The following is a 22,409-nucleotide window of genomic DNA, read 5'->3' on the forward strand; positions in this document are numbered from 1 at the left end:
CCTCGCTACATGAGTTCCGTACTGTGGTGTCTGTCGCTCAGACTCTGCAAATCTGACGTATCCCCCATGCGTTCATTTTTGCAGATGTGTTGCTCAGGCGTGTCCGCTCCGAGACACGCGGCTGGGCAACAAGGAACGGTGCTAGGGCAAAAGCCCCAACCAATTGCTCTGGCACCGTTCGTTCCTCCTGGGTAACAAACGCGCAAACGCACCCCACTCCTCAGAGTACAAACGGGAACTACCAGGATTTGATCGTACGCCCGATAAAGTTGGATTTGGTCCGGTCCAGTTTCAGTCGCATTCACGATTCGGAGCAGCATGATCAGAGTTGGCGTGGTCGATGACCATGTAACTATTGCGCACGGGGTAGCGATGTTGCTGCGTACGCAGGATGATATGCGCGTCGTGGCCTCAGCAATGTCCCCGAAAGCACTCGCAGAATCGCCTCATACCCTGGACGTTATTCTCCTTGACCTCTCCCTCGGCGACGGCTCGACAGTCGAAGACAACGTGACAGTGCTGCAACGCCTGACGAATAGAGTGATCGCTTTTACCAGTGGTGAGCAGCCCCATCTCATTCGAGAGGCCAGTCGAGCAGGTGTGAGCGCTGTGGTGCGGAAGTCGGCCCCGACCGAAACGCTCTTCCACGCCATCAGAGGGGTGTATGTCGGTACCGAAATCGTGGATAGCGAATGGGCAGCAGCACTCGACGCGGATCGCGCTTTCGTGAACTCACTGCTGACGCCACGGGAAACAGAAGTACTCACGCTCTACGCCGGCGGTGAATCGGCAAAGCGTGTAGCTGCAATGCTGCACATTGCCGAAGACACCGTCGTCGACCATGTGCGAAGCATCAGAGCGAAATACGCGCAGCAAAACCGTCCCGTCAAAACGAAGGTTGACCTCTTCCGCAGAGCCGTGCAGGACGGGATACTCAATCTCGATGATTGACAGCGCTGGTCGGGAGGAGACCCTGACCCGTAATTTTGCCCGGTTGGTGGCGATTTGCGGTCTGTGTATCGGCGGGATTTGGGTCTTGGAGCTCGTCACTCGGCCCACGCAGCCGGTCTGGTGGTCAATCTTCGGGTACATCATCTTGCTCCTCGCGATGTTCTCGATCACTGTGGGGGCCAGAGCAATGCGCATGAGTGCGCTTCGCGCCATCATGGGGCTTTCGGTCGTGCTGGGGTTTGCGTTGCAGTTGCTCACGTTTCCGGCAATGCGTGGAACGGTCTCCCCAGTGGTCTGGGAGGTGAGCTGGATGTTCGCGGGCGTCTACCTATGCTTCATCGCATTGCAGCTCGATATGTCTCGCCCACAGCTCACGGTCAACCTCATCGCCGCGGTCACGGCAACCTTCCCGGCTCTCTCCTTCTGGGCGACCTACGATTTCTGGCCACTCCATCTCTGGGTGGTTACTCTTGTGCAGTTCACGAACGTCGGCTTCCCGATGCTGCTTCTTGAGGTGCGCGCTCGTATGTCTCAGTATGGAGTCCGCCAAGATCGCTGGCGACTCCGTGTCACAGAATCCGCTGCGGCGCGAGAAAGGCTGCGCGAAGAACGACGGCTCGGGCGGATCCTCCACGACAACATCCTTGGTGTCATGAATCAGGTCATGTGGAGCGGAAGCGAGATCACCGATGACCTCCGCGCCTCAGTGCGCGAGGCGCTGGCCTTGCTCCACCGCGCTGAACGGCCGGGCGAGAGCGAGATGAGCGTGCGTGAGATCAGAACTGTCGTCGAGGCCGCGATGCGAGAGGCCAATCCCGACGTTGACTGCTTCATCGTTGAGGCAGATGGATCCCTTCCCGAGAACGTCGTCGCCACCTTCTTGGCGGCGCTCATGGAAGCGCTCAGGAATAGCGCGAAGCATGCGCCTGGGTCTCAGCGAGCGGTCTGCGCCGAGCTCGCCGGGGATTGCGTCAACGTGGTCGTCTCCGACGACGGGCCCGGTTTTGTGCCCGAAAGTGTCAGCCCAAATCGACTCGGGGTGTCCCGTTCGATCTCGGAACGCATGCGAGACCTGCCGGGGGGCGCTGCCAGAATCACGTCCGCACCCGGCGAAGGAACAGTGGTGATCTTGACCTGGAAGAGGCCGTGATGCGGCAGGCAACAGAGCTATCCGGTGCCACCGACCGGAAGCAGAGGAGGGCTCGCACATCACGCCTCGGCCCGATGGCGTGGCTGCTGGTTGTGCTATTGGTCACCCCGATTATTGAATCACTACTGAAGGGGCATTTTTTCGGTCCTTCCGCGCCGGTTCTCTTTGTCGCCGTGTTCTCTGCGTGCATCGGAACTCTCGCATACCTCGGACGCTACAGTGCTTCATCGCGGACCGTCCGCTGCGCTCTGGCCGTGATCGTCGCGGCGTCCGCGCTAGGGACCACGGCGATCCGCGTGAATCTCGGAACCCCAGAGTATGTGCCATCGCTATTCGGCTACTCAGTCTTTCTGCTCGCCCTCTTAGTGCTCGATGGCCCCAGAGGCATGGGCTTGAGCCTGGGACTACTCGTGCTGGGAGTCGCCTGCGCCCAGGTCACTCTGACTGACTGCGGACTCAGCGAGTACCTTTCACTGGCGTACCTGCTGTGCGTCTTACTGCTCTCAGTAGCGTGGGTGCGCTACGTGGGCAAAATCGTCAAGAACGGCAACCAATTTGACAGCCGCTCCGCAGCACTCCTCGAGCGGAGTCGAGCGGACGTGCGCGAACTCACCATGTTCCGCATTCGCAGGGCGCTGACCCTTTCGGGTGCGAACGACGTTCTCATCAAAGTGCTCGAAGCCGACCGGATCGACGACCAGCTCCTGGCAGATGTGCGCATTGCTGAAGCGAGACTCCGTGACCACTTGAGTGCCCCGATCTTCAATCATTCAGTATTCGCAGATGTCGTTGCTGCTGCGCGATCTCGCGGAGTCTCGGTAAGTCTCCTGGGTGAGAGCTTGGGCGCCCAGAAGGCTGGCGTGATCGACGGCCCGCTTGTCGCCGCCCTCATTGAAGTGCTGCAGGATGCAGATTCTGGTGACAGCATCGTCATTCGCTATGTTTCAGGGTCCTCTCCCGCTAAGTTCACCGTGGTCATCAGACATGGCGCTGCGATGACGCGGATGGAGATCGACGAGATCGGCAACCGGCTTGACGCTGAGAGGTGACCTGCTCACCTACGAGCCCATCCACTTAGCGCCAGCCTCGGCGTATCCAAACTAACGCCTCGCGCTGGCCACTCTTTAGCGATTCACGCGCGAGGAGGCGAAACTCGTCGGGGTCGATGATCGTTCATGTCTTGATGATTCTCCCTTCTTCATCTGTGTGCCGGATCATGTGACTCGACGACCAGAGGAGAAATTTTCGGTGTCTCAGTAGAGCTCGACATGGCGGCGGCATAGGACCCCCATTTATGGGGATTTTCCTTCACTAGCGCTGCTTGAAGGTGCACATTTGGATCTAATCGAAAGATGTGCGTGTGCGAACTCTCCGGGATGGTTTCGGACAGTATCAGGCACTGCTTTCACCTCACGTTAAGAACAGCCTAGACCTGAAAATCTCCAAGAAAAAACACTGGAAATTAGATGTCTATTAGCCTTGGAGGCACCTTTGAAGAGACGGCGGAGTGCTGCTGTGCGCAGTGAAAACAGAGGGGTGCGCTTCGTCGTGGCGGCCGCGCTCACAGCGTTCACGGTGCTGGCTGGCCTGTCTATCCCGACTGCAGCGTCAGCGAACACGGTCTATCAAATCGAGGGGAAGTGGGAGGCGGCCACACCTTCTACTGTCGCTAAGGGCAACTCAGTCGTCTCTGAGTGGCGATTTAACATTAACGACGATGCGCCAGCACCAGACAACACAGTTGTTCCCAACGTGACTGTGCAGTTCTCTGTTCAGGGGGGTATCTTCACGGCCTTGCCTGCGATCTGTCTGGAGACCGGAGTCACACCGTCTTCTCTGATCAGTGCAAACGGAACGACGATGACCTGCAATCTTGGCGATCGCGCCGAAGGTACCGCAGAACTCGTCCTCACCGGCATCCAAGTCACTGGCAGCACGGGGGACAAGGTCTCCGTGACTGGCTCCATCGGTGAGCAGACCGCCACTACTCCACAGCTGGACATTACAAACACCTTTGCGATGGATATGAAGTGGGATCAGGGCAATCCGAATACCACTCTGTCTGGGATTTACCAGACGGTTTCATTCCCGTGGTCGCTGCGGCACTCGCCGGGTGCTGCGGCCGGACCAAGCTCGGCCACTTTCCGCGTAACGATCACCACCAGTAACAGCGAAGCAGTCACAGCCAGGTCTCTCGCTGATGGTGGGGCATGTACCCCGATCAGCTCAGCACAGGCCGCTCATCCGTTTTCACTTGCGACGGCCACTGGAGCTAGCGCGACCAACACCGCCCCATATCCCACGTGCACTATGGTGCGAGTGGGGACGACGAACCAGTACGACGTCACCTTAGCCGGCATTAATTACACAAAGACGACCCTGCCGACCAAGGATTCCACTGGAATCGATCTCCCTACATCTTGGGATGTGGTCGCCGCTGGCATGATCCACTTTCGTATGCAATATGTGAATCCGGGCAGGTTCAGCATTAGCGCGAACGCACCGACGTACACGTCTGTCGGCGGTGCCACCAGTCTCGACGACGCAGCCAACAACGCCAACTCGGTAGCCTACACACGTGGTGTGTGGGCCGGTGGCTGGGACCTGAATAACATGACCCCCCCTGTGGAAGGCAGCATCTGGACTGACACCTTCCGTCAGATGGCGGGGCAGCCGGCACAGGCTCAATCAGGTGTCGCGGCTCCGACAACGGCCGGAACTACTTCTGAGGTCTGCACAGTGCTAGACACCAAGTACGTCACCTTCAAATGGTCCCAAGCAGGCGATGTCATCAATGGAGTACTCACTCCGTATGGAGGTGTCCAACCGACCATCTGGTACTTCACTGGAACCGGTCCGAACAGCGTCCTGGATCCGACCAGCCCCAACTACAACCCGAACGATTGGCAGTGCAACGACACAAATAACAACCCGGCCAGCTGGGTCACTACTGTTCCCGCAGACCTTTCAACGGTCAAAGCGGTTCGCGCGCTATTTCCGTTAGGCATGACCGGGGTGAGAGACATACCTCGTCTGCGCACGATGACAACGTTAAAGCCGAGTGCTCCGATCGGGCAGGACATCTACACATGGATGAGCTTCCGATCTCCGGGCAACACAATGTGGTCTCACCAGGACCGCTCCATGAACGTCAACCTCAAGCAGCCGTATGGCGTGCTCACCGGGGCCGGTGCCCGCTACCCGTTCACGGGTGGTGGCCGAGACGTTCTGCGTGTTGTCGGAGCAAAGCCTGTCATCGACAAGACGGTCGGTTCGACCCACTCCGTACCTGGCGCCACGGTCGGCTACACGATCAAGTACCGTGCGGAGTCGCCGTCAAACACAGTTCTTCCCGAGTACACCCTTGTTGATGTTCTGCCTATTGGCGCGACGTATGAGCCCGGATCTGCGACGATCACGCCCACGTCGGTAACAACTTTGGATAGCGGCCGCATTGAGTTGCGTTGGGTGTTCAACGATGTGTCGACGAATGCGGACTACTTCATGCAGTACAACGTTGTCCTCCCGGCTGATGTTGAGGCCGGCGCTGTGCTGACGAATAACGCCTCCGCCTCGATCGGGACCTCGAAGGTGGCCGACTCAGCGGTGGTGCGTATTCGTGCGAGTGGTTCCACGTTTATCACCAAAACGGCCACGCAGGGCCTAGTTCCCCATTCGAATGGGGTTGCGTCGGATGGCTGGACAGTGCGGCTAACTTCGGATGACACCGTGAGACAGACATACACCGACACCATCGACGTGCTCCCATACCTCGGCGACGGCCGTGGTACGGACTTCACCGGATCGTACACACTCAGCGGCCCGGTCGACATCTCGCAGATGCCCGGTGCGACTGTCTATTACACAACCGCGAGTCCTGCGACGATCTCGGATGACCCGGCCGCCCCGATGAACGGTGCCGCCGGCACAGTGAGCGGTAATACTGTCGGGTGGACCACTACCTACGCGGCTAATGCCACCGCGATCCGGGTCATCGGTGGACCGCTAGCTCCCAGCACGACGCAGTCGTTCACAATCAACATCGTTACAGCTGGTGCCACATCCGAGGACCTGTACGTGAACCGGGCCCAGGCGCGCAGCAGCCGAACCCAGCTGGTCATGCGCACTTCGGACTGGATCCAGATCGCCGCGGCGAGTTCCGTGTTGATGAAGAAGTATGTGCAGGATGACGACGGCAACTGGCACGACGCACAGAACATCGACGATTATCCGACGAAGTTCGCCGGTGACGCCGTGAACTACCGTCTGGTCATAACGAATACCGGCGATCAGGCACTGACTAACGTGCGGGTTTCCGATGACAAGGTAGACCTTGCCGGGCTCGACCCGATACCCACGGGCCTGACGGCTATCGGCGGGGAGACGGTGATCCCGGAGATTATGCCCGGCGCTGCGAAAGCAGTAACGATCGAGTACCAGGCCACCCTTGGTGATCTGGCGAACCCCTCGACCTGGGTGAATAACGCCTGCGCAGCGCCCGAGAATTCGGGCGTTGATCCCTCGTGTGACCCCGCCGGTGTGATCATCGGTGAGTCAACCCTCGCTTGGGAGAAGGTTGCCGATGATACCGACAGCACTCGTCTGAACGGCTCCGAGTGGTCCTTGACCAGAGTGGATGCGGGCGGCGATCCGATTGGGTCTGTTATTGCGGTCACTGACTGTGTGGAGAGTGACCCGGCGGACTGTACTGGTGCCGATAAGGATCCGGAGGTGGGCCAGTTCCACGTGACCGCACTCACTGCAGGTGACTATGTACTCGTCGAGACTCGGGCCCCTGCAGGGTATGTGCTTGACAATACGCCCCACGAGATCACGATCCGCGGCGATGGCGCATTCACAACTCCGATCGTTAATGAACAGAAGGCCGGCCTCATCATCCCGCTAACTGGCGGTATCGGAACCTTCGGGATCCTGCTCGGTGCCGGGATTGCCGGTGCCATCGCACTGCTCTTGGCTGCGTCGCGACGGAGGGCACCGCGCATATGAATACCCAAGTGCCAACGATACCTACCGGCACTGCATCTTCCCCCATCTCAACAAGCAAGTTTTCAAGCACCAACATAGAAAGGTCAGTCTCCATGGAGAAACGTCACATTAGAAGCCGCATCACCACCCTGGCGGGTGCGGCAGCGATCGGAATCTTTGCAATCGCGAGCCCCGCAACCGCAGCATTCGCTGAGGCGCCGGCCTACGGCAACATCGACCCTGACGCCACCGGTTCGCTGAACATCCACAAGTACTTGCACCAGGACGGCACTACTGTTGGTGACCTGAGCGGCGTGACTGACCCCGGTTTCACTGACCCGGTTGCGGATGTTGAATTCACCGTGTACCCGCTGATCAAGGCAGGCGACACCGGTCCGCTAGACCTCACCGTCCAGGAGAATTGGAACGGCCTCGACGCGCTCGTCCCGGGTGCCGGCTGCACCGCACCCAACGGCTATACCCTCGGCACAGGCGTTCCGATGCCATTGACTGACGCGACTGGTCTCTCGACCATCGATCTTGACCTGGGCCTGTACCAGGTGTGTGAGACTGATGCACCTGCGGTGATCGTTGAACGTGCACTTCCCTTTATCGTCACGATCCCGATGCCGTTCGAGGGCGGGTGGGTGTACGACGTGCACGCCTACCCGAAGAACGGTGAAGGCTCGATCACGAAGACCATCGAGGCGCAAGAAGACCTCGCTATCGGTTCCGTGGTGCGATTCCCAACCACCGTGCCCGTCCCGACCATGCAGGGCGCATGGACCGGCTTCGGCATCAAGGACACCCTGGACACCCGCCTCACCCCGGTCGCGGCCAGCGCTATCACCGTCACCGTCGGCGGAGTGGCGCTTGATCCCACGTTCTACACCCCGAACGTGACCGGCCAGACCATGTCGATTGACTTCACCTCGGCGGGTATCGCCTGGCTGAACGAAGGCCCGAACGACCACGTGAGTGAGGAAATCACCGTCACGTTTGCCGGCACCGTGAATAGCATCGGGAACGGCGTAATCGCGAACACCGCGGAGTTCTGGCCGAACAACCCCGGCTTCGACCCGAATGGCCAGCCCCCGATGCCTTCGAACCAGGTGCGCACGAACTGGGGTGCCTTCGACCTGACCAAGTACGCACTGAACGATGCCGCTGAGGTGCCGCTTGCGAACGCGTCTTTCGAGCTCTATGAAGCGGAGGTGCCTTACGGTGCGACCTGTGATGTTGCGATTGCTGCTGGCGCGCAGCCCATCTCGATCGGCGGACAGACCACCTTTACAACTGACAGTAACGGTCAGATCTCGTTCGCTGGCCTTTTCGTGAGCGATAGCGTCAACCCGATTATCGACAGCCCGACCCGTTGCTACGTGCTGAAGGAGACCGCAGCCCCTGCCGGGTACGTACTTCCTACCGGCACCGAAGCGCTGACCGCGGTCACCCTCACGATCGGTTCGACGAGCACCGTCGATAATGTGAAGATCGAGAACGTTCAGCAGAGCGTTCCGAACCTCCCGCTGACCGGTGCTGCCGGACAGGTTCTCCTGATCGCTGCGGGCGTTTCGGCCGCAGCTGTCGCCGGTGGTCTTGTCCTGATGCGTCGCCGCAAGGAGAACGCGGCAGCCGCAAACTAACCGCCGCTGGCGAACATCCCGGAGGGGGCAGGTCCATAGACTGCCCCCTCCGGTCCTTCCTCGCACGATCCAGTTCTTGAAAGCAGACCCGTGATGAGTACCAACGCCACGCGCTGGCGACCCGGCGCACTCACCTGGCTGATCACGGTGATCGCGTTTGTTGGCCTCGTCGCTGGCTTGTACCCGATGACTGCGGCATGGCTGTCCTCCTACAACCAGTCCCAGATCCTCAAGCGCGCCGCCACCAATCTGGACGACATCGACCCCACCCCTGCCGACCAATTGGGTCTCGCGAATCAGTACAACATTGCCCTCACTGCCGGCGTCAAGCTCGAATCTGGCGGGAACGTGCCAGTGGGCACTGGGAATCTCACAGACAGCGAGCTGCGCTACTCGGACATGCTGCAAGCAGGACCAGAGGGACTGATGGGGCGGGTGAAAATCGACAGCATTGACGTTGACCTCCCGATCTATCACGGCACTTCTGAAGACACCCTCCTGCGGGGCGCTGGTCATCTTGAAGGCTCCCACCTCCCTGTTGGAGGGGAATCCACCCGCAGCGTCGTTACCGCGCACCGCGGACTCGCAAACTCAACCATGTTCACGAACTTGAACCAGGTACAGGTGGGCGATACGTTCACGCTGGAGGTCCTCGGCGAAGCACTTGTCTACCAGGTGTTCGATGTTCAGGTCATTGATCCGAGTGACGCCAGCTCACTGGTTGTGATTCCAGGGAAGGACACAGCGACGCTAATTACCTGCACCCCGCTGGGTATCAATAGCCATCGTATTGTCGTCACGGGTGAACGGATCACACCCACTCCCACCGACGCGATTGCGTCGGTGGGGAATGCTCCTGAAATCCCAGGGTTCCCCTGGTGGGCCGTGTTCGGTGTCGGTGGCATCCTGCTGTTTGCTGGGTACGTGTGGCGGCGTGGTTATGTGGACAGGGCCGTGCTTTCAAGGAGGGGGAACTGAGCCCCAAGAATCGATTTTGTGGGTTCCTTCGTTTTTCCAACAGCGGTTCCGGGACTGCCGCAGCTTCGGTTGACTCCTGACCTGCGGTGATTCGTCACCGCTGGAAGGATGTATTTATGCCTAAGTCATACCCCGCGGAGTTCCGTCAGGACGTCGTCGCGATTGCCCGGAAACGAGAGGCCTCGTTCAAGCAGATCGCGAAGGACTTCGGGATCAGCGAGTCCTGTGTCCAGAACTGGGTCAAGACCGCCGAAGTCAACGAGGGTGCCCGGCCTAGCACCACCTCCGAGGAGGCGGCCGAGCTGCGCGAGTTGCGCAAACGGAACCGGCTGCTGGAGCAGGAAAACGAGGTGCTGCGCCGCGCGGCGGCGTATCTGGCGCGTGACATCCTTCCAAAATGATCTACCCGCTGGTCCGTGAACTGGCCGCGACGAGTGCACCCTGCCCGCTGCCCGTCGCGGTGACCTGCCGGGTGTTGGGCTTCAGCAAGCAGGCGTTCTACGCCTGGGAGAATGAGCCTGTCTCGCAACGCGACTGGGACCAGGCGCACCTGTTCAACGCCGTCTACGACGTCCACAAGGACGACCCCGAGTTCGGCTACGGGTTCATCGCCGACGAGCTCCGCGCAAGCGGTGTGAGCGTGTCGGAGCGGACCGTGTGGAAGGCGTGCTCGCAGCAGCGGATCTGGAGCGTGCTCGCGAAGAAGCGCGGTCTGAGCCGGAAGGCTGGCCCACCGGTGCACGACGACTTCGTCGAGCGCCGCTTCACCGCGGCCCGCCCGAACGAGCTCTGGCTGACAGACATCACCGAGCACTGGACCGGTGAGGGCAAGCTTTACCTCTGCGCGATCAAGGATGTCTATTCCAACCGGATCGTCGGCTACGCCATTGATGACCGCATGCAGGCGTCTCTGGCGGTCTCTGCGCTGGCTCAGGCGGTCGCACGGCGTGACCCGCAGGGCACTGTGGTGCACTCCGATCGCGGCTCGCAATTCCGGTCCCGGAAGTTCGTCCACGCCCTCACCCGGGCCGGACTGACCGGGTCCATGGGGCGGGTCGGTGCGTGCGGTGACAACGCCGCAATGGAGTCCTTCTTCGCCCTGTTGCAGAAGAACGTGTTGAACCGGAAACGCTGGTCAACCAAAGCCGAACTACGGCTCGCGATGGTGCACTGGATCGAGGGCACCTACCACCGCCGCCGCCAGCGCAGCCTTGGCCGACTCACCCCGATCGAGTATGAAATGATCACAAACGTCGCACTCGCGGCCTAACAACCCGAGACAAGCAAAGCTGCAGCAGTCCACTCTGGACTCGCGTCTGGGTTCCGTAGCGATCGAATCAGTGAAAATTGATGGGGTCGACGTTCCCTTCTCCACGGGCGGTTCGGGGAACACCCTCGATGCAATTGTTGATATCACCGCAGTAAACAACAGCATTGAGTCGGAAATCGTTGTCGTCTTCACTGGTGTGGTTGAGACCCTGGGCGACGGTGTGATTCGCAATACCGCGACTCTCTTCGTAAACGACCCAACCAAAGCTGGTACCGGCATCCCTTCCAACACCGTTGCGACCCACTGGGGCGACCTCGTCATTAGCAAGGTCGATGCCGATAGTGTCACCACAGGTCTTGCCGGAGCCAAGTTCGAGGTCTATGAGTCGAACGACCCGTACGCTGCTGATTGCGCTGCAACCACTCCGGGCGTAGGACCGATCTCGGTAGATGGCGAGACAGAGTTCGCTACCGCTGCCGGTGGCCTCGTGACCGTTCCTGGTCTGTATGTCACTGATAGCGGCAATATGCCGAATGAGCTCGCCGCTGCGCGTTGCTACTTCATCAAGGAGACTGCGGCTCCCACTGGGTTCGTGCTGCCTTCAGGTGGTGCCGAATTCACTGCAGTTGAGGTTGTCACTGGTGCTTCAGCCACTGCAGATGTGGTCATTGAGAACACGAAGCAGTCGGTCCCGAGCCTTCCCCTCACCGGCGGGGCAGGTCAGGCTGCGCTAGTAATCGGTGGTCTTGCGCTGATCGGTGGCGGCATCGGCGTCGCATCGATCCGTCGCCGCAAGCTCTCGGCCTAGTCCAACCATCGCGGTGGGTGGTCTGGGGGTGGTGGCTTCCGCTCCCTCATCCCGCCCACCGCGACCATTTCCGACCACATCAATGAGAGCCCGTATGAACATCGGACTTCGTGCCTTCTCGCCACCCGATGGTCCCGCCGATTCCCTCGAGAGCGGGAGGAAGCGCTGGCGCCCCGCATTTACCACATGGCTACTCTCGCTCCTCGTCTTGATCGGGATTGGAACTGCGCTCTACCCGAGCACCTCGCAATGGCTGACGTCTTATAGCCAGTCGAAGATCATCAGAAATTACAGCACTCAGATCGCAAAATCAGATCCGGATGCCAGCACGCAGCTTCTGCAAGCCCAAAGGTACAATGACGCGCTGACCTCTGGGGTTGACATCCTTGCCGGAACTGCAGTGCCTGCCGGCAGCGGAACCTCCTCAAACGCCTCGCTCGAGTACGAGAACATCCTGAACGCAAACGATGAGGGCCTCATGGCCCGCATCAAGTTCCCGGCCGCAAGCGTCGACCTGCCGGTCTACCACGGCACCTCGGACGCCATCCTCATGCAGGGGTCTGGTCACCTCGAAGGTTCACACCTTCCCATCGGAGGAGAGAGCACCCGCTCGGTAATCACCGCGCACCGAGGCCTCGCCACGGCGACGATGTTTAACCACCTCGACCAGGTGGGAACGGGTGACCGGTTCACGATCGAAGTCTTTGGTGAGGTGCTCACCTACGAGGTTCGAGATGTTGTCGTCGTCAAGCCCGATGAGACCAATTCTCTGCGTGCAGTGCAAGGTCGTGACCTCGTCACCCTGGTCACTTGTACCCCGCTCGGCATCAACACCCACCGCATTCTCGTCACTGGCGAGCGTGTCACTCCGACACCGATCAGGGATATTGAGAATGCAGGGAGTTCCTCAACTATTCCGGGATTTCCTTGGTGGGCACTGGGGCTCGGCGCCGGATTGATGCTCGTCGCTGGTTTGGTTTGGCGTGCAGGCTTCACCGACGCAGAGAGTTCGCGCGCAAGATCACCCGAAACACGCTAAGCGCGTCTCGTTGAACTCACTCACTCGCGAACGGCCTACCTGAGCGCGCCGAGAAGCTACGCAAACGCCATCACACCCAGCATGAGCGTGCCCGCAACGGTCTCCACCACTGGCATTCGCCCGTGTGTCCCGCGCGGACGAGTGCGAAGCTGACCCACGAGGCAGGCAAGGCTCGCCAGCACGAAGATCGCGGGCAGCGTGACGAGCCACCGGGCCGGATCCTGCGAATGATGCGCGGGCGCTACCGAGCTCGCAGCCGTGCCCACGAAGTGACTGCCATGGGCGCCGGCGACGAGCAGCCACGCGCATGCCACGGGCAGAAGGTTCCGGTGCAGGCCGGCGAGCACCGAACCGCCCCGCGGGGCCCCAAAACGAGAGATTGCGGCAAGCGCCAGCGACGAAGCCACAAGGGCGAGCGCCCACCAGGCGGCGGGTACCGCTCGCACGAGCGTCGCTTCAATCATCGCGATCGGCATGACGAGCGCCGGTAGTACCGCCCCGATGTGTCGCAGGCCCAACGAGTACGTCGCGATACGCCGCTGGCCGGGACTCGGTGAGAACCGAATCCCGGCCAGCGGGTGCAGTGCGCAGGCCGCGCAGATCAGGGCGCTCACGATCATGAGCACCCGGGCGACCTAGAGCGTGTTTCCGAGCTTGAAGCCCTTTTCGCCGTCTTCGTCGCGGGTGTACGAGAAGCCGTCAGCCCCGATGGTCACGGCCATCTCCGAGTCGTCGGTGCGCGCGATGACCGGCTGGGGGTTGCCGTCGAGGTCGAGCACGAGCGAGCCATCCGTGTACCAGGACGGGACGACGGGGTTGCCCCACCAGTCGCGGCGCTGGTTGTCGTGCACATCCCACGTCACGACGGGGTTGTCGGGGTCCCCGGTGTAGTAATCCTGTGTGTAGACCTCGACGCGGTGGCCGTCGGGATCGCGCAGGTACAGGTAGAACGCGTTCGAGACGCCGTGGCGGCCGGGGCCGCGTTCGATGTGGTCGGACATGCGCAGCGCCCCGAGCTTGTCGCAGATCGCGAGGATGTTGTGCTTCTCGTGGGTCGCGAAGCAGACGTGGTGCATGCGCGGTCCGTCGCCCCCGGTCATCGCGGTGTCGTGCACGGTCGGCTTTCGGCGCATCCAGGCGGCGTAGACCGTGCCCTCCGCGTCCTGAATGTCCTCAGTGACCCGGAAGCCGAGGTTCTGCATGTAACCCACGGCGCGGGGCACATCGGGTGTGATCTGGTTGAAGTGATCCAGCCGTACGAGCTCGCCGGGGACGTGCAGGTCGTAGCGCCACGACATCCGCTCCGTGTGCTCGGACTGGAAGAAGAACTCGTACGGGAACCCGAGCGGGTCGACGACGCGCACCGAATCGCCGATCCCCTTCACGAAGCCTTCGGGGTTGCGGCGCACCTCGCATCCGAGTTCCTCGAAAAACGCCACGGCCTTGTCGAGGTCCTCGGCTGCGCGCACGCGGTACGAGAACGCGGCGACCGCAGCCAGCGGGCCCTTGCGCAGCACGAGGTTGTGGTGGATGAATTCTTCGGTGGAGCGAAGGTAGATCGCCTCGTCATCCTCGGTCGTGACATACAGGCCGAGCACGTCGACATAGAACGCCCGCGAGGCCGCGAGGTCCGTGACGATGAGTTCCATGTATGCGCAGCGCAGAATATCGGGCGCCTCGGAGGTGGCCGTGTGAATCGGGTTGGCTGCCACGATGGGGGCCTCCTTGGTTACCCAAAAGCCTGCCGACTGCTTGTCTTCTTCATTGAGCTTTGCCATGATTTCGCTTCCTTGCGTGTAGTGGCCGTGCGAGCTACTTGCCTGCGCCGAAACGCGGGCTGTGTGCTTCGTTCAGGGTGATCTGGATCGACTGCTGCGTCGTGTAGAAATCCACCGAGCGGTAGCCGCCCTCGCGGCCAAGACCCGACGCCTTCACGCCGCCGAACGGGGTGCGGAGGTCGCGCACGTTGTTCGAGTTCAGCCAGACCATGCCCGACTCAATCCCGTGCGCGAAGTTGTGTGCGCGCTTCAGGTTCGAGGTCCAGACGTAGGCGGCCAGGCCGTACTTCGTGTTGTTCGCGAGCTCGAGCGCTTCCTCGTCGGTGTCGAAGGGGGTGATCGCGACGACCGGGCCGAAGATCTCCTCCTGGAAGATGCGCGCATCGGGGGCCACGTCGGCGAACACGGTCGGCGCGACGTAGTTGCCCTCGGGGAAGCCCTCGGGGCGGCCGCCGCCGGCGACGAGGCGGCCCTCGCCCTTGCCGATCTCGACGTAGCTCATGACCTTCTCGAAGTGGCTCGGGTGCACGAGTGCGCCCACTTCGGTCGCCGGATCGGAGGGCAGTCCGATGACGATGTTCTTCGCCCGTTCGGCGTAGCGCTCAACGAAGTCGTTGTAGATGGAGCGCTCGACGAGCACCCGGCTGCCGGCGGTGCAGCGCTCGCCGTTCAGGCTGAACACGCTGAACACGGTGGCGTCGAGTGCCTCCTCAAGGTCGGCGTCGGCGAACACGACCGACGGGCTCTTGCCGCCGAGCTCGAGCGAGAGGCTCTTCAGCAGCGGGGCGGCGTTCGTCGAGATCATCGCGCCCGTGGAGCTGTCGCCAGTGAACGAGATGAGGGGCACGTGGGGGTGCTTGACGAGCGCGTCGCCCGCGACGCTGCCCGAGCCCAGGATCAGGTTGAAGACGCCGTCGGGCACGCCCGCCTCGCGGAAGATCTCGGGCCACAGCGCCGCCGAGAGCGGGGTGTAGCTCGCCGGCTTCAGCACGACGGTGTTGCCGGTCGCGATCGCGGGTGCGAGCTTCCACGACTCCTGCATGAACGGCACGTTCCAGGGGGTGATGAGGCCGGCCACGCCGATCGGCTTGCGGTTCACATAGTTGATCTGGCGGCCCGGCACCTTGGTGACGTTGTCGTGCTGCGCGACGATCAGGTCGGCGAAGAAGCGGAAGTTCTCGGCGGCACGGCGGGCCTGGCCCTTTGCCTGCGTGATGGGCAGGCCGGAATCCCAGCTCTCGAGCAGCGCGAGCTGCTCGTCGCGGGACTCGACGATGTCGGCGACCTTGTGCAGGATGCGCGAGCGTTCGCGCGGGAGCATCTTTGGCCAGGGGCCCTCGTCGAAGGCGCGCTTCGCGGCGGCCACCGCGAGTTCGACGTCTTCCGACTGCGCCGATGCAGACGTGATGTAGACCTCGTTCGAGACGGGCTCGATGACGTCAAACTCCTGGCCACCGATCGAGTCGACGAACTTGCCGTCGATGAAGTGACGAATCTTGTCGGGCAGGCCCGCGGGCTTCTCGTGGATCATGTGCTTCTCCTGAGGGTGAGTGGTGAGATACGTGTGGGGGAGGGGCCTAGGCGGCCGGGGCGGCTTCTTGGGCTTCGGCGAGGTGGCGGTGTTGCTCGTCCGAGTAGGCCAGTACCGCGTCGAGTGTTGCGGTGCGGTGGGCCCGGGCGGCGGTCTCGATCTCGTCGACGGGTGTCCGTGACTCGATGAGCCGCAGGAGGCGCTCATGCTCTTCGACCGAGTCGCCAGCGCGTCCGGGGACGAAGCTGAAAGACGAGTTCCGCAGCATCTTCATGCGGTTCCAGCCCCGGTGGACGAGGTCGAGGATGTGCGGGTTCGGGCAGCTCTCGAAGAGCACGCTGTGGAACTCGAGGTTCAGGGCAGTGAAGCGCTGCGGGTCGAACGCCTCGAGCGTCTCGCGCATGGTCTGGTTGATCTCGCGCGCCCGCTTGATTTGGTCGGCCGAGATGTCGGGGGCCGCGAGCGCGGTTGCCGCCCCCTCGACGAGCGCGAGCGTCTGCATGGTGTGCAGATACTCGGTCTCTTTGAGGAGCGCGACCTGCGCACCAACGTTGCGTTCGAACGTGACGAGGCCTTCGGCCTCGAGCTGCCGGATCGCCTCGCGCACCGGGACGACACTCATATCGAGCTCGTCGGCAATCTGGCCGAGGACGAGGCGGTACCCGGGGACAAAGCGCCCGTCAGAGATACGCTGCTGAATGTAGTCGTGAGCGGCGTCGACCTTGCTCATGCGCCGCCACCTCCTGCGGACTCCGCGGCGTACTTCGCCTGCCACTCGGCGCTCATGGGGAACAACCCATCGACCGGGTGCCCCTCGGCCACGCGCGCCGCGACCCAGGCGTCGGCCGCCTCCTGCGCGGCAGCCTCGGCTGCGACCTCAGCGAGGAGGAACGGCGGGATAACAATGACACCGTCGCGGTCGCCCATGATGATGTCGCCGGGCTGGACAGCCGCGCCGCCGCAGGCAATCGTGACGTCGGTCTCCCACGGCACGTGCCGACGGCCGAGCACGCTCGGGTGCGCCCCCTGCGAGAAGACGGGGATGTCGAACTCCTGTACCGCGGCGAAGTCACGCACGCCGCCGTCGGTGACGATGCCGGCGGCGCCGCGCACCTGGGCGCGCAGCGCGAGCACATCGCCCACCGTGCCGGTGCCGCGCTCGCCGCGGGCATCGACGACGAGTACCTCGCCGGCGCCGACGGTGTCGAACGCGCGCTTCTGTGCGTTGAAGCCGCCAGCGTGCGCCGTGAAGAGGTCCGGGCGGAACGGGATGAAGCGCAGCGTCTTCGCTGTCCCGAGCATCTGGTCGCCCTCGTGGTTGGGGTGCACCCCGTCGATGAAGATGTCGACGTAGCCGCGCTTGCGCAGCGCCGACGAGACCGTGGCGACGGCAACGCCCGACAGCTGGGCGCGAATCTCGTCGGTCAGGACGGGAACCGATGGGGCAGGATCCTGCTCGGCCGACAGCGGTGTCGCGCGGCCAGCGGCAACCGCGGCCGCGTGTTCCGCCTCGCTGCCCCAGGCCTCGACTCGCTGCGTGTCGTCCACCGCGGGGCCCGAGCCGAAGTCGCCGAAGGGCACGGTGCCCTGGGTGACGGTGGTCACCAGGCGGCCACTGCTCGGCGCGCCGGGAGCGTTCGGGGCGTCGACTTCGACCTCGACCACGTCGCCGGGCAACACGACCGAGGATCCTGCCGGGGTGCCGGTCAGGATCACGTCGCCGGTCTCGAGCGTCATGAGCTGTGAGAGGTCCGCGACCAGCTGGCCGAAGCTGAATTTGAGGGTGTCCGTGGTGTCTTCCTGCACCAGCTCACCGTTGACCCAGGTGCGCACGCGCCAGTCACCCTCGCCGAGTCCCTCGGTCGAGATCGCGGTGGGGCCGATCGGGGTGAACCCGTCGCCGCCCTTCGAGCGCATGTTTGAGCCCTTGTCGACCGCGCGCATGTCGTAGATGCCGAAGTCGTTCGCGGCGGTGACGCTCTTGATGTGGCTCCAACCCTGTTCGGGCGAGACGCGGCGTGCGGGCTCGCCTATCACGAGGGCGACTTCGCCCTCAAACGCCAGCAACTCGGTGCCGGCGGGGCGCTCGATGGTGCCGCCGGTCGGAGCGAGTGACGAGGAGGGCTTCAGGAAGTACGAGGGCTGCGCGGGCGTCCGGCCGCGCTGATCCATGCGGGACGGATAGTTCAGGTGGACGGCAATGATCTTGCCGGGGGTATCGATTCCGTAGGTCACAATTGCCTCGTCTTTCGAGTGAACTGGGGGCGATCCGGAGCGCTATATTTCATATCGTATACGATCCGGTGGGGTTTGGGAACTGTGCTGCCGGGTTCTCTCGTGAACTCGGATTGCTCCGGCAACTGCGGGGATAGGCGCATCTGTCGCCTAGTAGCTGCCCCGGGGCGGAGCGCTGGGCGGAGTGTTGCTCGATCCTGCCTGCACGAAACGCTCGGCGAGTGCCTCGGTCTGCCGGGCCAGGATCGCGACGTCGGCCCCCACCGCGACGAAGGACGCGCCCTCGGCGAGGTAGCGCTCGGCGTCGGCCGGTACGAACGCATTGACGCCGACCGGCTTCCCGGCGGCGAGACCCGCGCTAATGGCGCGCAGCACGCCCTCGACCACGTCGGGGTGCGACTGTTGGCCAAGGAGCCCCATCGATGCCGCGAGATCGGCCGGGCCCACGAAGATTGCGTCGACGCCGTCGGTCTCGACGATGCGCTCGACGTCGGCGACCGCCGCCGCCGACTCGATCTGTACTGTGAGGCTGATGGTCTCATCTGCCCTGCCGAGATAGCCCTCGACCCGATTCCACCGAGACGAGCGGGCGAGCGTGCTGCCGACCCCGCGCACGCCATTGAGGGGGTAACGGACCGCGCGCACGATCTCGGCGGCCTGCTCGGCGGAGTCAACCATCGGGATGAGTAGGTTCTGCACGCCGAGGTCGAGGAACTGCTTGATCGTGACGACGTCGCCAGAGGGCGGACGTACGACCGGCGTCGACGGGTAAGCCGACATCGCGTAGAGCTGGGCGAGGATGGACTCGAGGCCGTTCGGGGAGTGCTCGGCGTCGAGCAAGACCCAGTCGATGCCGCTGCCCGCGACGATCTCGGCGGCGATCGGACTGCCAGAGCAGACCCAGAGGCCGATCTGCGGGCGCTTGGCGTGCGCGAGGCGGTCCGACAGCGTCGGCGGAAGCTCTAGGCGAATCGGCATGAGATGGTCCCCAACGTTCCGTAGTCAGCGTGCACGGTATCGCCGCGCTCGACCCACATGGGGCGGGTGAACGAGCCGGCCAGCACAATGTCGCCGGCGTTCAGGGACTGGCCGTGCTGGGCGAGCTTGTTCGCCAGCCAGGCGACGCCCATCGCGGGGTGGCCGAGGATCGCGGCGGCGACGCCGGACTCCTCAATGGTCTCGTTGCGCGAAAGCAGTGCCGACACCCAGCGCAGGTCGACCTGGTCGACCTTGACCGGGCGACCGCCGATAACCATCGCACCCATCGCGGCGTTGTCGCTGATCGTGTCGACGATGGTGCGCCCCTCCATCACGAGGTGTGAGTTCAGGACCTCGAGGGCGGGTACGACGTAGGCCGTTGCGTCGAGCACATCGAAGATGGTGGTGTGCGGGCCGGTGAGGGGCTTGGCGAGCACGAAAGCCAGCTCGACCTCGATGCGCACGTTCGAGAACCGGTCGAAGTCGATGACCGAGCCAGATTCGATCACCATATCGTCGAGAATGACGCCATAATCGGGCTCGGTGATGCCGGTCGCGACCTGCATGACTTTCGAGGTGAGGCCGATCTTGCGGCCCACGACGCGGCGCCCTTCGGCAATCTTGCGTTCCGTCCAGGCGCGCTGCACCGCATAGGAGTCGTCGACGACCATTCCGGGGTAGCGGCCGGTGAGGATGGGGAGCAGTTCCTTGGAAGCGTCCGCCGCGATCAGCTCGTCGGCGATCTGCAAGTGTTGTTCAGCGCTGAGCATGGCACTCGATTCGATTAGGGAAGCGGAATGCTTCAGATCGTATACGATTCCCACTTTTGGCGCGACGATTGGGGGTTACTTGCGGGTCATGGAAACTCGCGGTAGCATCACAACTTTGTCGGGGTAAGATGAGCTAATGACTTCTTCTGAGAACCCCGCGCCGACAGAGCGCGACGATTCCCCCAACTTGAGTACTGAAGCCGGGGCCGGTGCGGTGGAATCTCATGTTGACGCTGCCGAGGCCCCCGCAGTGGTGGCCGCTCCCGCCGCCGAACCTGAGCGCCCCGGCTTTGACACGCTCGGCCTCGACCCCCGCGTGCTGCGTGCCGTGAAGGACCTCGGCTACGAGACCCCTTCCGCCATTCAGGCCGCCACTATCCCCGTGCTGCTCGACGGGCGCGACGTCGTCGGCCTCGCGCAGACCGGTACCGGCAAGACGGCCGCGTTCGCGCTGCCGATCCTGTCGCGCATCGTTCCCGGCCAGGGCGTACCCCAGGCCCTCGTGATTGCGCCGACCCGTGAGCTCGCGCTCCAGGTCTGTGAGGCGTTCGGCAGCTTTGCCGCACACCTCCCCGAGGTGCACATGCTTCCCGTCTATGGCGGCCAGGCCTACGGCCAGCAGCTCTCGGCTCTGCGCCGCGGCGTCGACATCATCGTCGGCACCCCGGGCCGCATCATGGACCACCTCAAGAAGGGCACGCTTGATCTCTCGCAGATCAAGTACCTCGTGCTTGACGAGGCCGACGAGATGCTCAAGATGGGCTTCGCTGAGGACGTCGAGACGATCCTTGCCGATACGCCCCAGAGCAAGCAGGTCGCGCTGTTCTCGGCCACGATGCCCGCTCAGATTCGCCGCATCTCGCAGCAGTACCTGAACGACGCCGCCGAGATCAAGATCCAGGGCAAGACGCAGACCAGCTCGAGCATCACGCAGCGCTACGTCGTGGTGTCGTACTCGCAGAAGGTCGACGCGCTCACCCGCGTGCTCGAGGTCGAAGACTTCGACGGCATGATCGTCTTCACGCGTACGCGTGGCGACAGCGAGCAGGTCGCTGAGAAGCTGCGCGCGCGTGGCTACTCGGCCGCCGCGATCAACGGCGACGTGCCGCAGAACCTGCGTGAGCGCATGGTCGAGCAGCTCAAGTCGGGCGCATTGGACATCCTGGTCGCCACCGACGTCGCGGCCCGCGGCCTTGACGTCGAGCGCATCAGCCACGTCATCAACTACGACCTGCCGATTGACACCGAGTCGTACGTGCACCGCATTGGCCGCACCGGCCGCGCTGGCCGTTCGGGCGACGCGATCAGCTTCGTCACCCCGCGCGAGCGTCGCCTGCTGACCGCCATCGAGAAGGCGACGAAGCAGCCGCTCACGCAGATGCCGCTTCCGAACGTTGAGCAGGTCAACGCGACCCGCCTGTCGCGCTTCGACGATGCGATCACCGCGTCACTCGAGAAGACCGCTCGGGTCGCACTGTTCCGCGACATCATCGCGCACTACGTGCGTCACCACGATGTCCCCGAGACCGACGTGGCTGCGGCCCTCGCGATCGTGGCGCAGGGCAAGACCCCGCTGCTGCTCACGGAAGACGACGACCGTAAGTTCGAGCGCGACCGCAAGCAGGCCGCTGGCTTCCTTGACGGCAGCGGCGGAAACGACCGCGACTCGCGTGGCGGCCGCGAGCGCCCGGAGCGCACGACCTCGCGCCCGAGCCGCGACGACCTCGCGATGTACCGCATCGCCGTCGGCCGTCGCCACAAGGTGCTTCCCGGCCAGATCGTGGGCGCCCTCGCCAACGAGGGTGGCCTCTCGCGCGATGACTTCGGCCGCATCCAGGTGCGCGACGACTTCTCGCTCGTCGAGCTGCCCAAGAACCTGACGAAGGAACAGCAGGATCGCCTCTCGGGTACCCGCATCAGCGGCAAGCTCATCGAGCTCGGCCCGGACCGTGGCCCGCAGCGCGGCAGCTACGAGCGTGGCGCTGACCGCGGCGGGGACCGCGGCGGCTACAAGGGCAACAACGACCGCGGTGACCGCGGTGGCTACAGCGGCGGCGATCGTGGTGGCTACAAGGGCAATAACGACCGCAACGACCGCGGCGGCTACAGTGGCGGCAGCGACCGCGGTGGCTACAAGGGCAACAACGACCGCAACGATCGCGGTGGCGACCGCGGTGGGTACAGTGGCGGCAGCGACCGTGGAGGTTACAAGGGCAACAACGACCGCGGTGGCGACAGCCGCGGTGGTGGCTACAACGGTGGCGGCGACCGCAAGCCGCGCTGGTAACT

17 protein-coding genes are annotated in these 22,409 nt (G+C 63.1%); 10 read left to right on the forward strand and 7 right to left on the reverse strand.

Annotation, left to right across the window (positions count from 1 at the left end):
- Positions 1 to 318 precede the first annotated feature (318 nt).
- The 9 genes from JW030_RS03585 (at position 319) to JW030_RS03625 (ending at position 12,828) form a co-directional block, all read left to right on the forward strand.
- Positions 319 to 951, forward strand: coding sequence for a response regulator transcription factor (locus tag JW030_RS03585; protein ID WP_188044677.1), 633 nt, complete (start codon positions 319 to 321; stop codon positions 949 to 951).
- Positions 944 to 2,101 (forward strand): sensor histidine kinase, encoded by a 1,158-nt coding sequence (locus JW030_RS03590; RefSeq protein WP_188044676.1) that lies wholly within the window; start codon positions 944 to 946, stop codon positions 2,099 to 2,101. Before JW030_RS03585 ends, JW030_RS03590 begins: the two co-directional genes overlap by 8 nt.
- Before the next feature lie 74 nt (positions 2,102 to 2,175).
- Positions 2,176 to 3,150, forward strand: coding sequence for a hypothetical protein (locus JW030_RS03595; RefSeq protein WP_188044675.1), 975 nt, complete (start codon positions 2,176 to 2,178; stop codon positions 3,148 to 3,150).
- A 466-nt stretch (positions 3,151 to 3,616) separates the two neighbouring features.
- Positions 3,617 to 7,108 carry a prealbumin-like fold domain-containing protein gene (locus tag JW030_RS03600; protein WP_188044674.1) on the forward strand — a complete coding sequence of 1,164 codons (3,492 nt, stop codon included), beginning with the start codon at positions 3,617 to 3,619 and terminating at the stop codon, positions 7,106 to 7,108.
- A gap of 92 nt (positions 7,109 to 7,200) precedes the next feature.
- The gene (locus JW030_RS03605; protein ID WP_188044673.1) at positions 7,201 to 8,733 is read left to right on the forward strand and encodes a SpaH/EbpB family LPXTG-anchored major pilin; all 1,533 of its coding nucleotides are present in this window, start codon (positions 7,201 to 7,203) and stop codon (positions 8,731 to 8,733) included.
- 93 nt (positions 8,734 to 8,826) lie between these two features.
- The gene (locus JW030_RS03610; protein ID WP_188044672.1) at positions 8,827 to 9,711 is read left to right on the forward strand and encodes a class C sortase; all 885 of its coding nucleotides are present in this window, start codon (positions 8,827 to 8,829) and stop codon (positions 9,709 to 9,711) included.
- Positions 9,712 to 9,827: 116 nt separating this feature from the next.
- Positions 9,828 to 10,981, forward strand: a protein-coding gene (locus JW030_RS03615; RefSeq protein ID WP_188044671.1) for an IS3 family transposase whose coding sequence is annotated in 2 segments (ribosomal slippage) — positions 9,828 to 10,101 and positions 10,101 to 10,981 — 1,155 coding nt in all. Because the reading frame shifts where the segments join, the coding sequence is not laid out codon by codon here.
- A 70-nt stretch (positions 10,982 to 11,051) separates the two neighbouring features.
- A complete protein-coding gene (locus JW030_RS03620) occupies positions 11,052 to 11,789 on the forward strand; it encodes a SpaH/EbpB family LPXTG-anchored major pilin (protein WP_188044670.1) in 738 nt (245 codons plus the stop codon).
- 94 nt (positions 11,790 to 11,883) lie between these two features.
- Positions 11,884 to 12,828 (forward strand): class C sortase, encoded by a 945-nt coding sequence (locus JW030_RS03625; RefSeq protein WP_188044669.1) that lies wholly within the window; start codon positions 11,884 to 11,886, stop codon positions 12,826 to 12,828.
- 56 nt (positions 12,829 to 12,884) lie between these two features.
- Here the strand turns inward: JW030_RS03625 and JW030_RS03630 are convergent, their stop codons facing one another.
- The 7 genes from JW030_RS03630 to hpaH form a co-directional block, all read right to left on the reverse strand.
- Positions 12,885 to 13,454, reverse strand: a complete 570-nt coding sequence (locus JW030_RS03630) for a hypothetical protein (protein WP_206348629.1) — start codon at positions 13,452 to 13,454, stop codon at positions 12,885 to 12,887.
- 9 nt (positions 13,455 to 13,463) lie between these two features.
- A complete protein-coding gene (hpaD, locus tag JW030_RS03635; RefSeq protein ID WP_188044667.1) occupies positions 13,464 to 14,606 on the reverse strand; it encodes a 3,4-dihydroxyphenylacetate 2,3-dioxygenase in 1,143 nt (380 codons plus the stop codon).
- Between the two features lie 34 nt (positions 14,607 to 14,640).
- The gene (gene hpaE, locus JW030_RS03640) at positions 14,641 to 16,137 is read right to left on the reverse strand and encodes a 5-carboxymethyl-2-hydroxymuconate semialdehyde dehydrogenase (protein WP_188044666.1); all 1,497 of its coding nucleotides are present in this window, start codon (positions 16,135 to 16,137) and stop codon (positions 14,641 to 14,643) included.
- A 46-nt stretch (positions 16,138 to 16,183) separates the two neighbouring features.
- Positions 16,184 to 16,867, reverse strand: a complete 684-nt coding sequence (locus JW030_RS03645; RefSeq protein WP_188044665.1) for a GntR family transcriptional regulator — start codon at positions 16,865 to 16,867, stop codon at positions 16,184 to 16,186.
- Complete coding sequence (locus JW030_RS03650; protein WP_256434443.1) at positions 16,864 to 18,375, reverse strand: fumarylacetoacetate hydrolase family protein; 1,512 nt, start codon at positions 18,373 to 18,375, stop codon at positions 16,864 to 16,866. The genes JW030_RS03645 and JW030_RS03650 overlap by 4 nt, the downstream gene beginning before the upstream one ends.
- A gap of 147 nt (positions 18,376 to 18,522) precedes the next feature.
- On the reverse strand, positions 18,523 to 19,350 hold the full coding sequence (locus JW030_RS03655; RefSeq protein WP_188044663.1) for an HpcH/HpaI aldolase/citrate lyase family protein: 828 nt from the start codon (positions 19,348 to 19,350) through the stop codon (positions 18,523 to 18,525).
- Positions 19,335 to 20,120, reverse strand: a complete 786-nt coding sequence (gene hpaH / locus JW030_RS03660) for a 2-oxo-hept-4-ene-1,7-dioate hydratase (protein WP_188044662.1) — start codon at positions 20,118 to 20,120, stop codon at positions 19,335 to 19,337. The genes JW030_RS03655 and hpaH overlap by 16 nt, the downstream gene beginning before the upstream one ends.
- A gap of 136 nt (positions 20,121 to 20,256) precedes the next feature.
- Here hpaH and JW030_RS03665 point away from each other — a divergent pair, with 136 nt between their 5' ends.
- On the forward strand, positions 20,257 to 22,407 hold the full coding sequence (locus JW030_RS03665; protein ID WP_188044661.1) for a DEAD/DEAH box helicase: 2,151 nt from the start codon (positions 20,257 to 20,259) through the stop codon (positions 22,405 to 22,407).
- The last annotated feature ends 2 nt before the right edge of the window (positions 22,408 to 22,409 follow it).

It is taken from the genome of Leucobacter sp. CX169, assembly GCF_017161405.1.
GTDB lineage: Bacteria > Actinomycetota > Actinomycetes > Actinomycetales > Microbacteriaceae > Cx-87.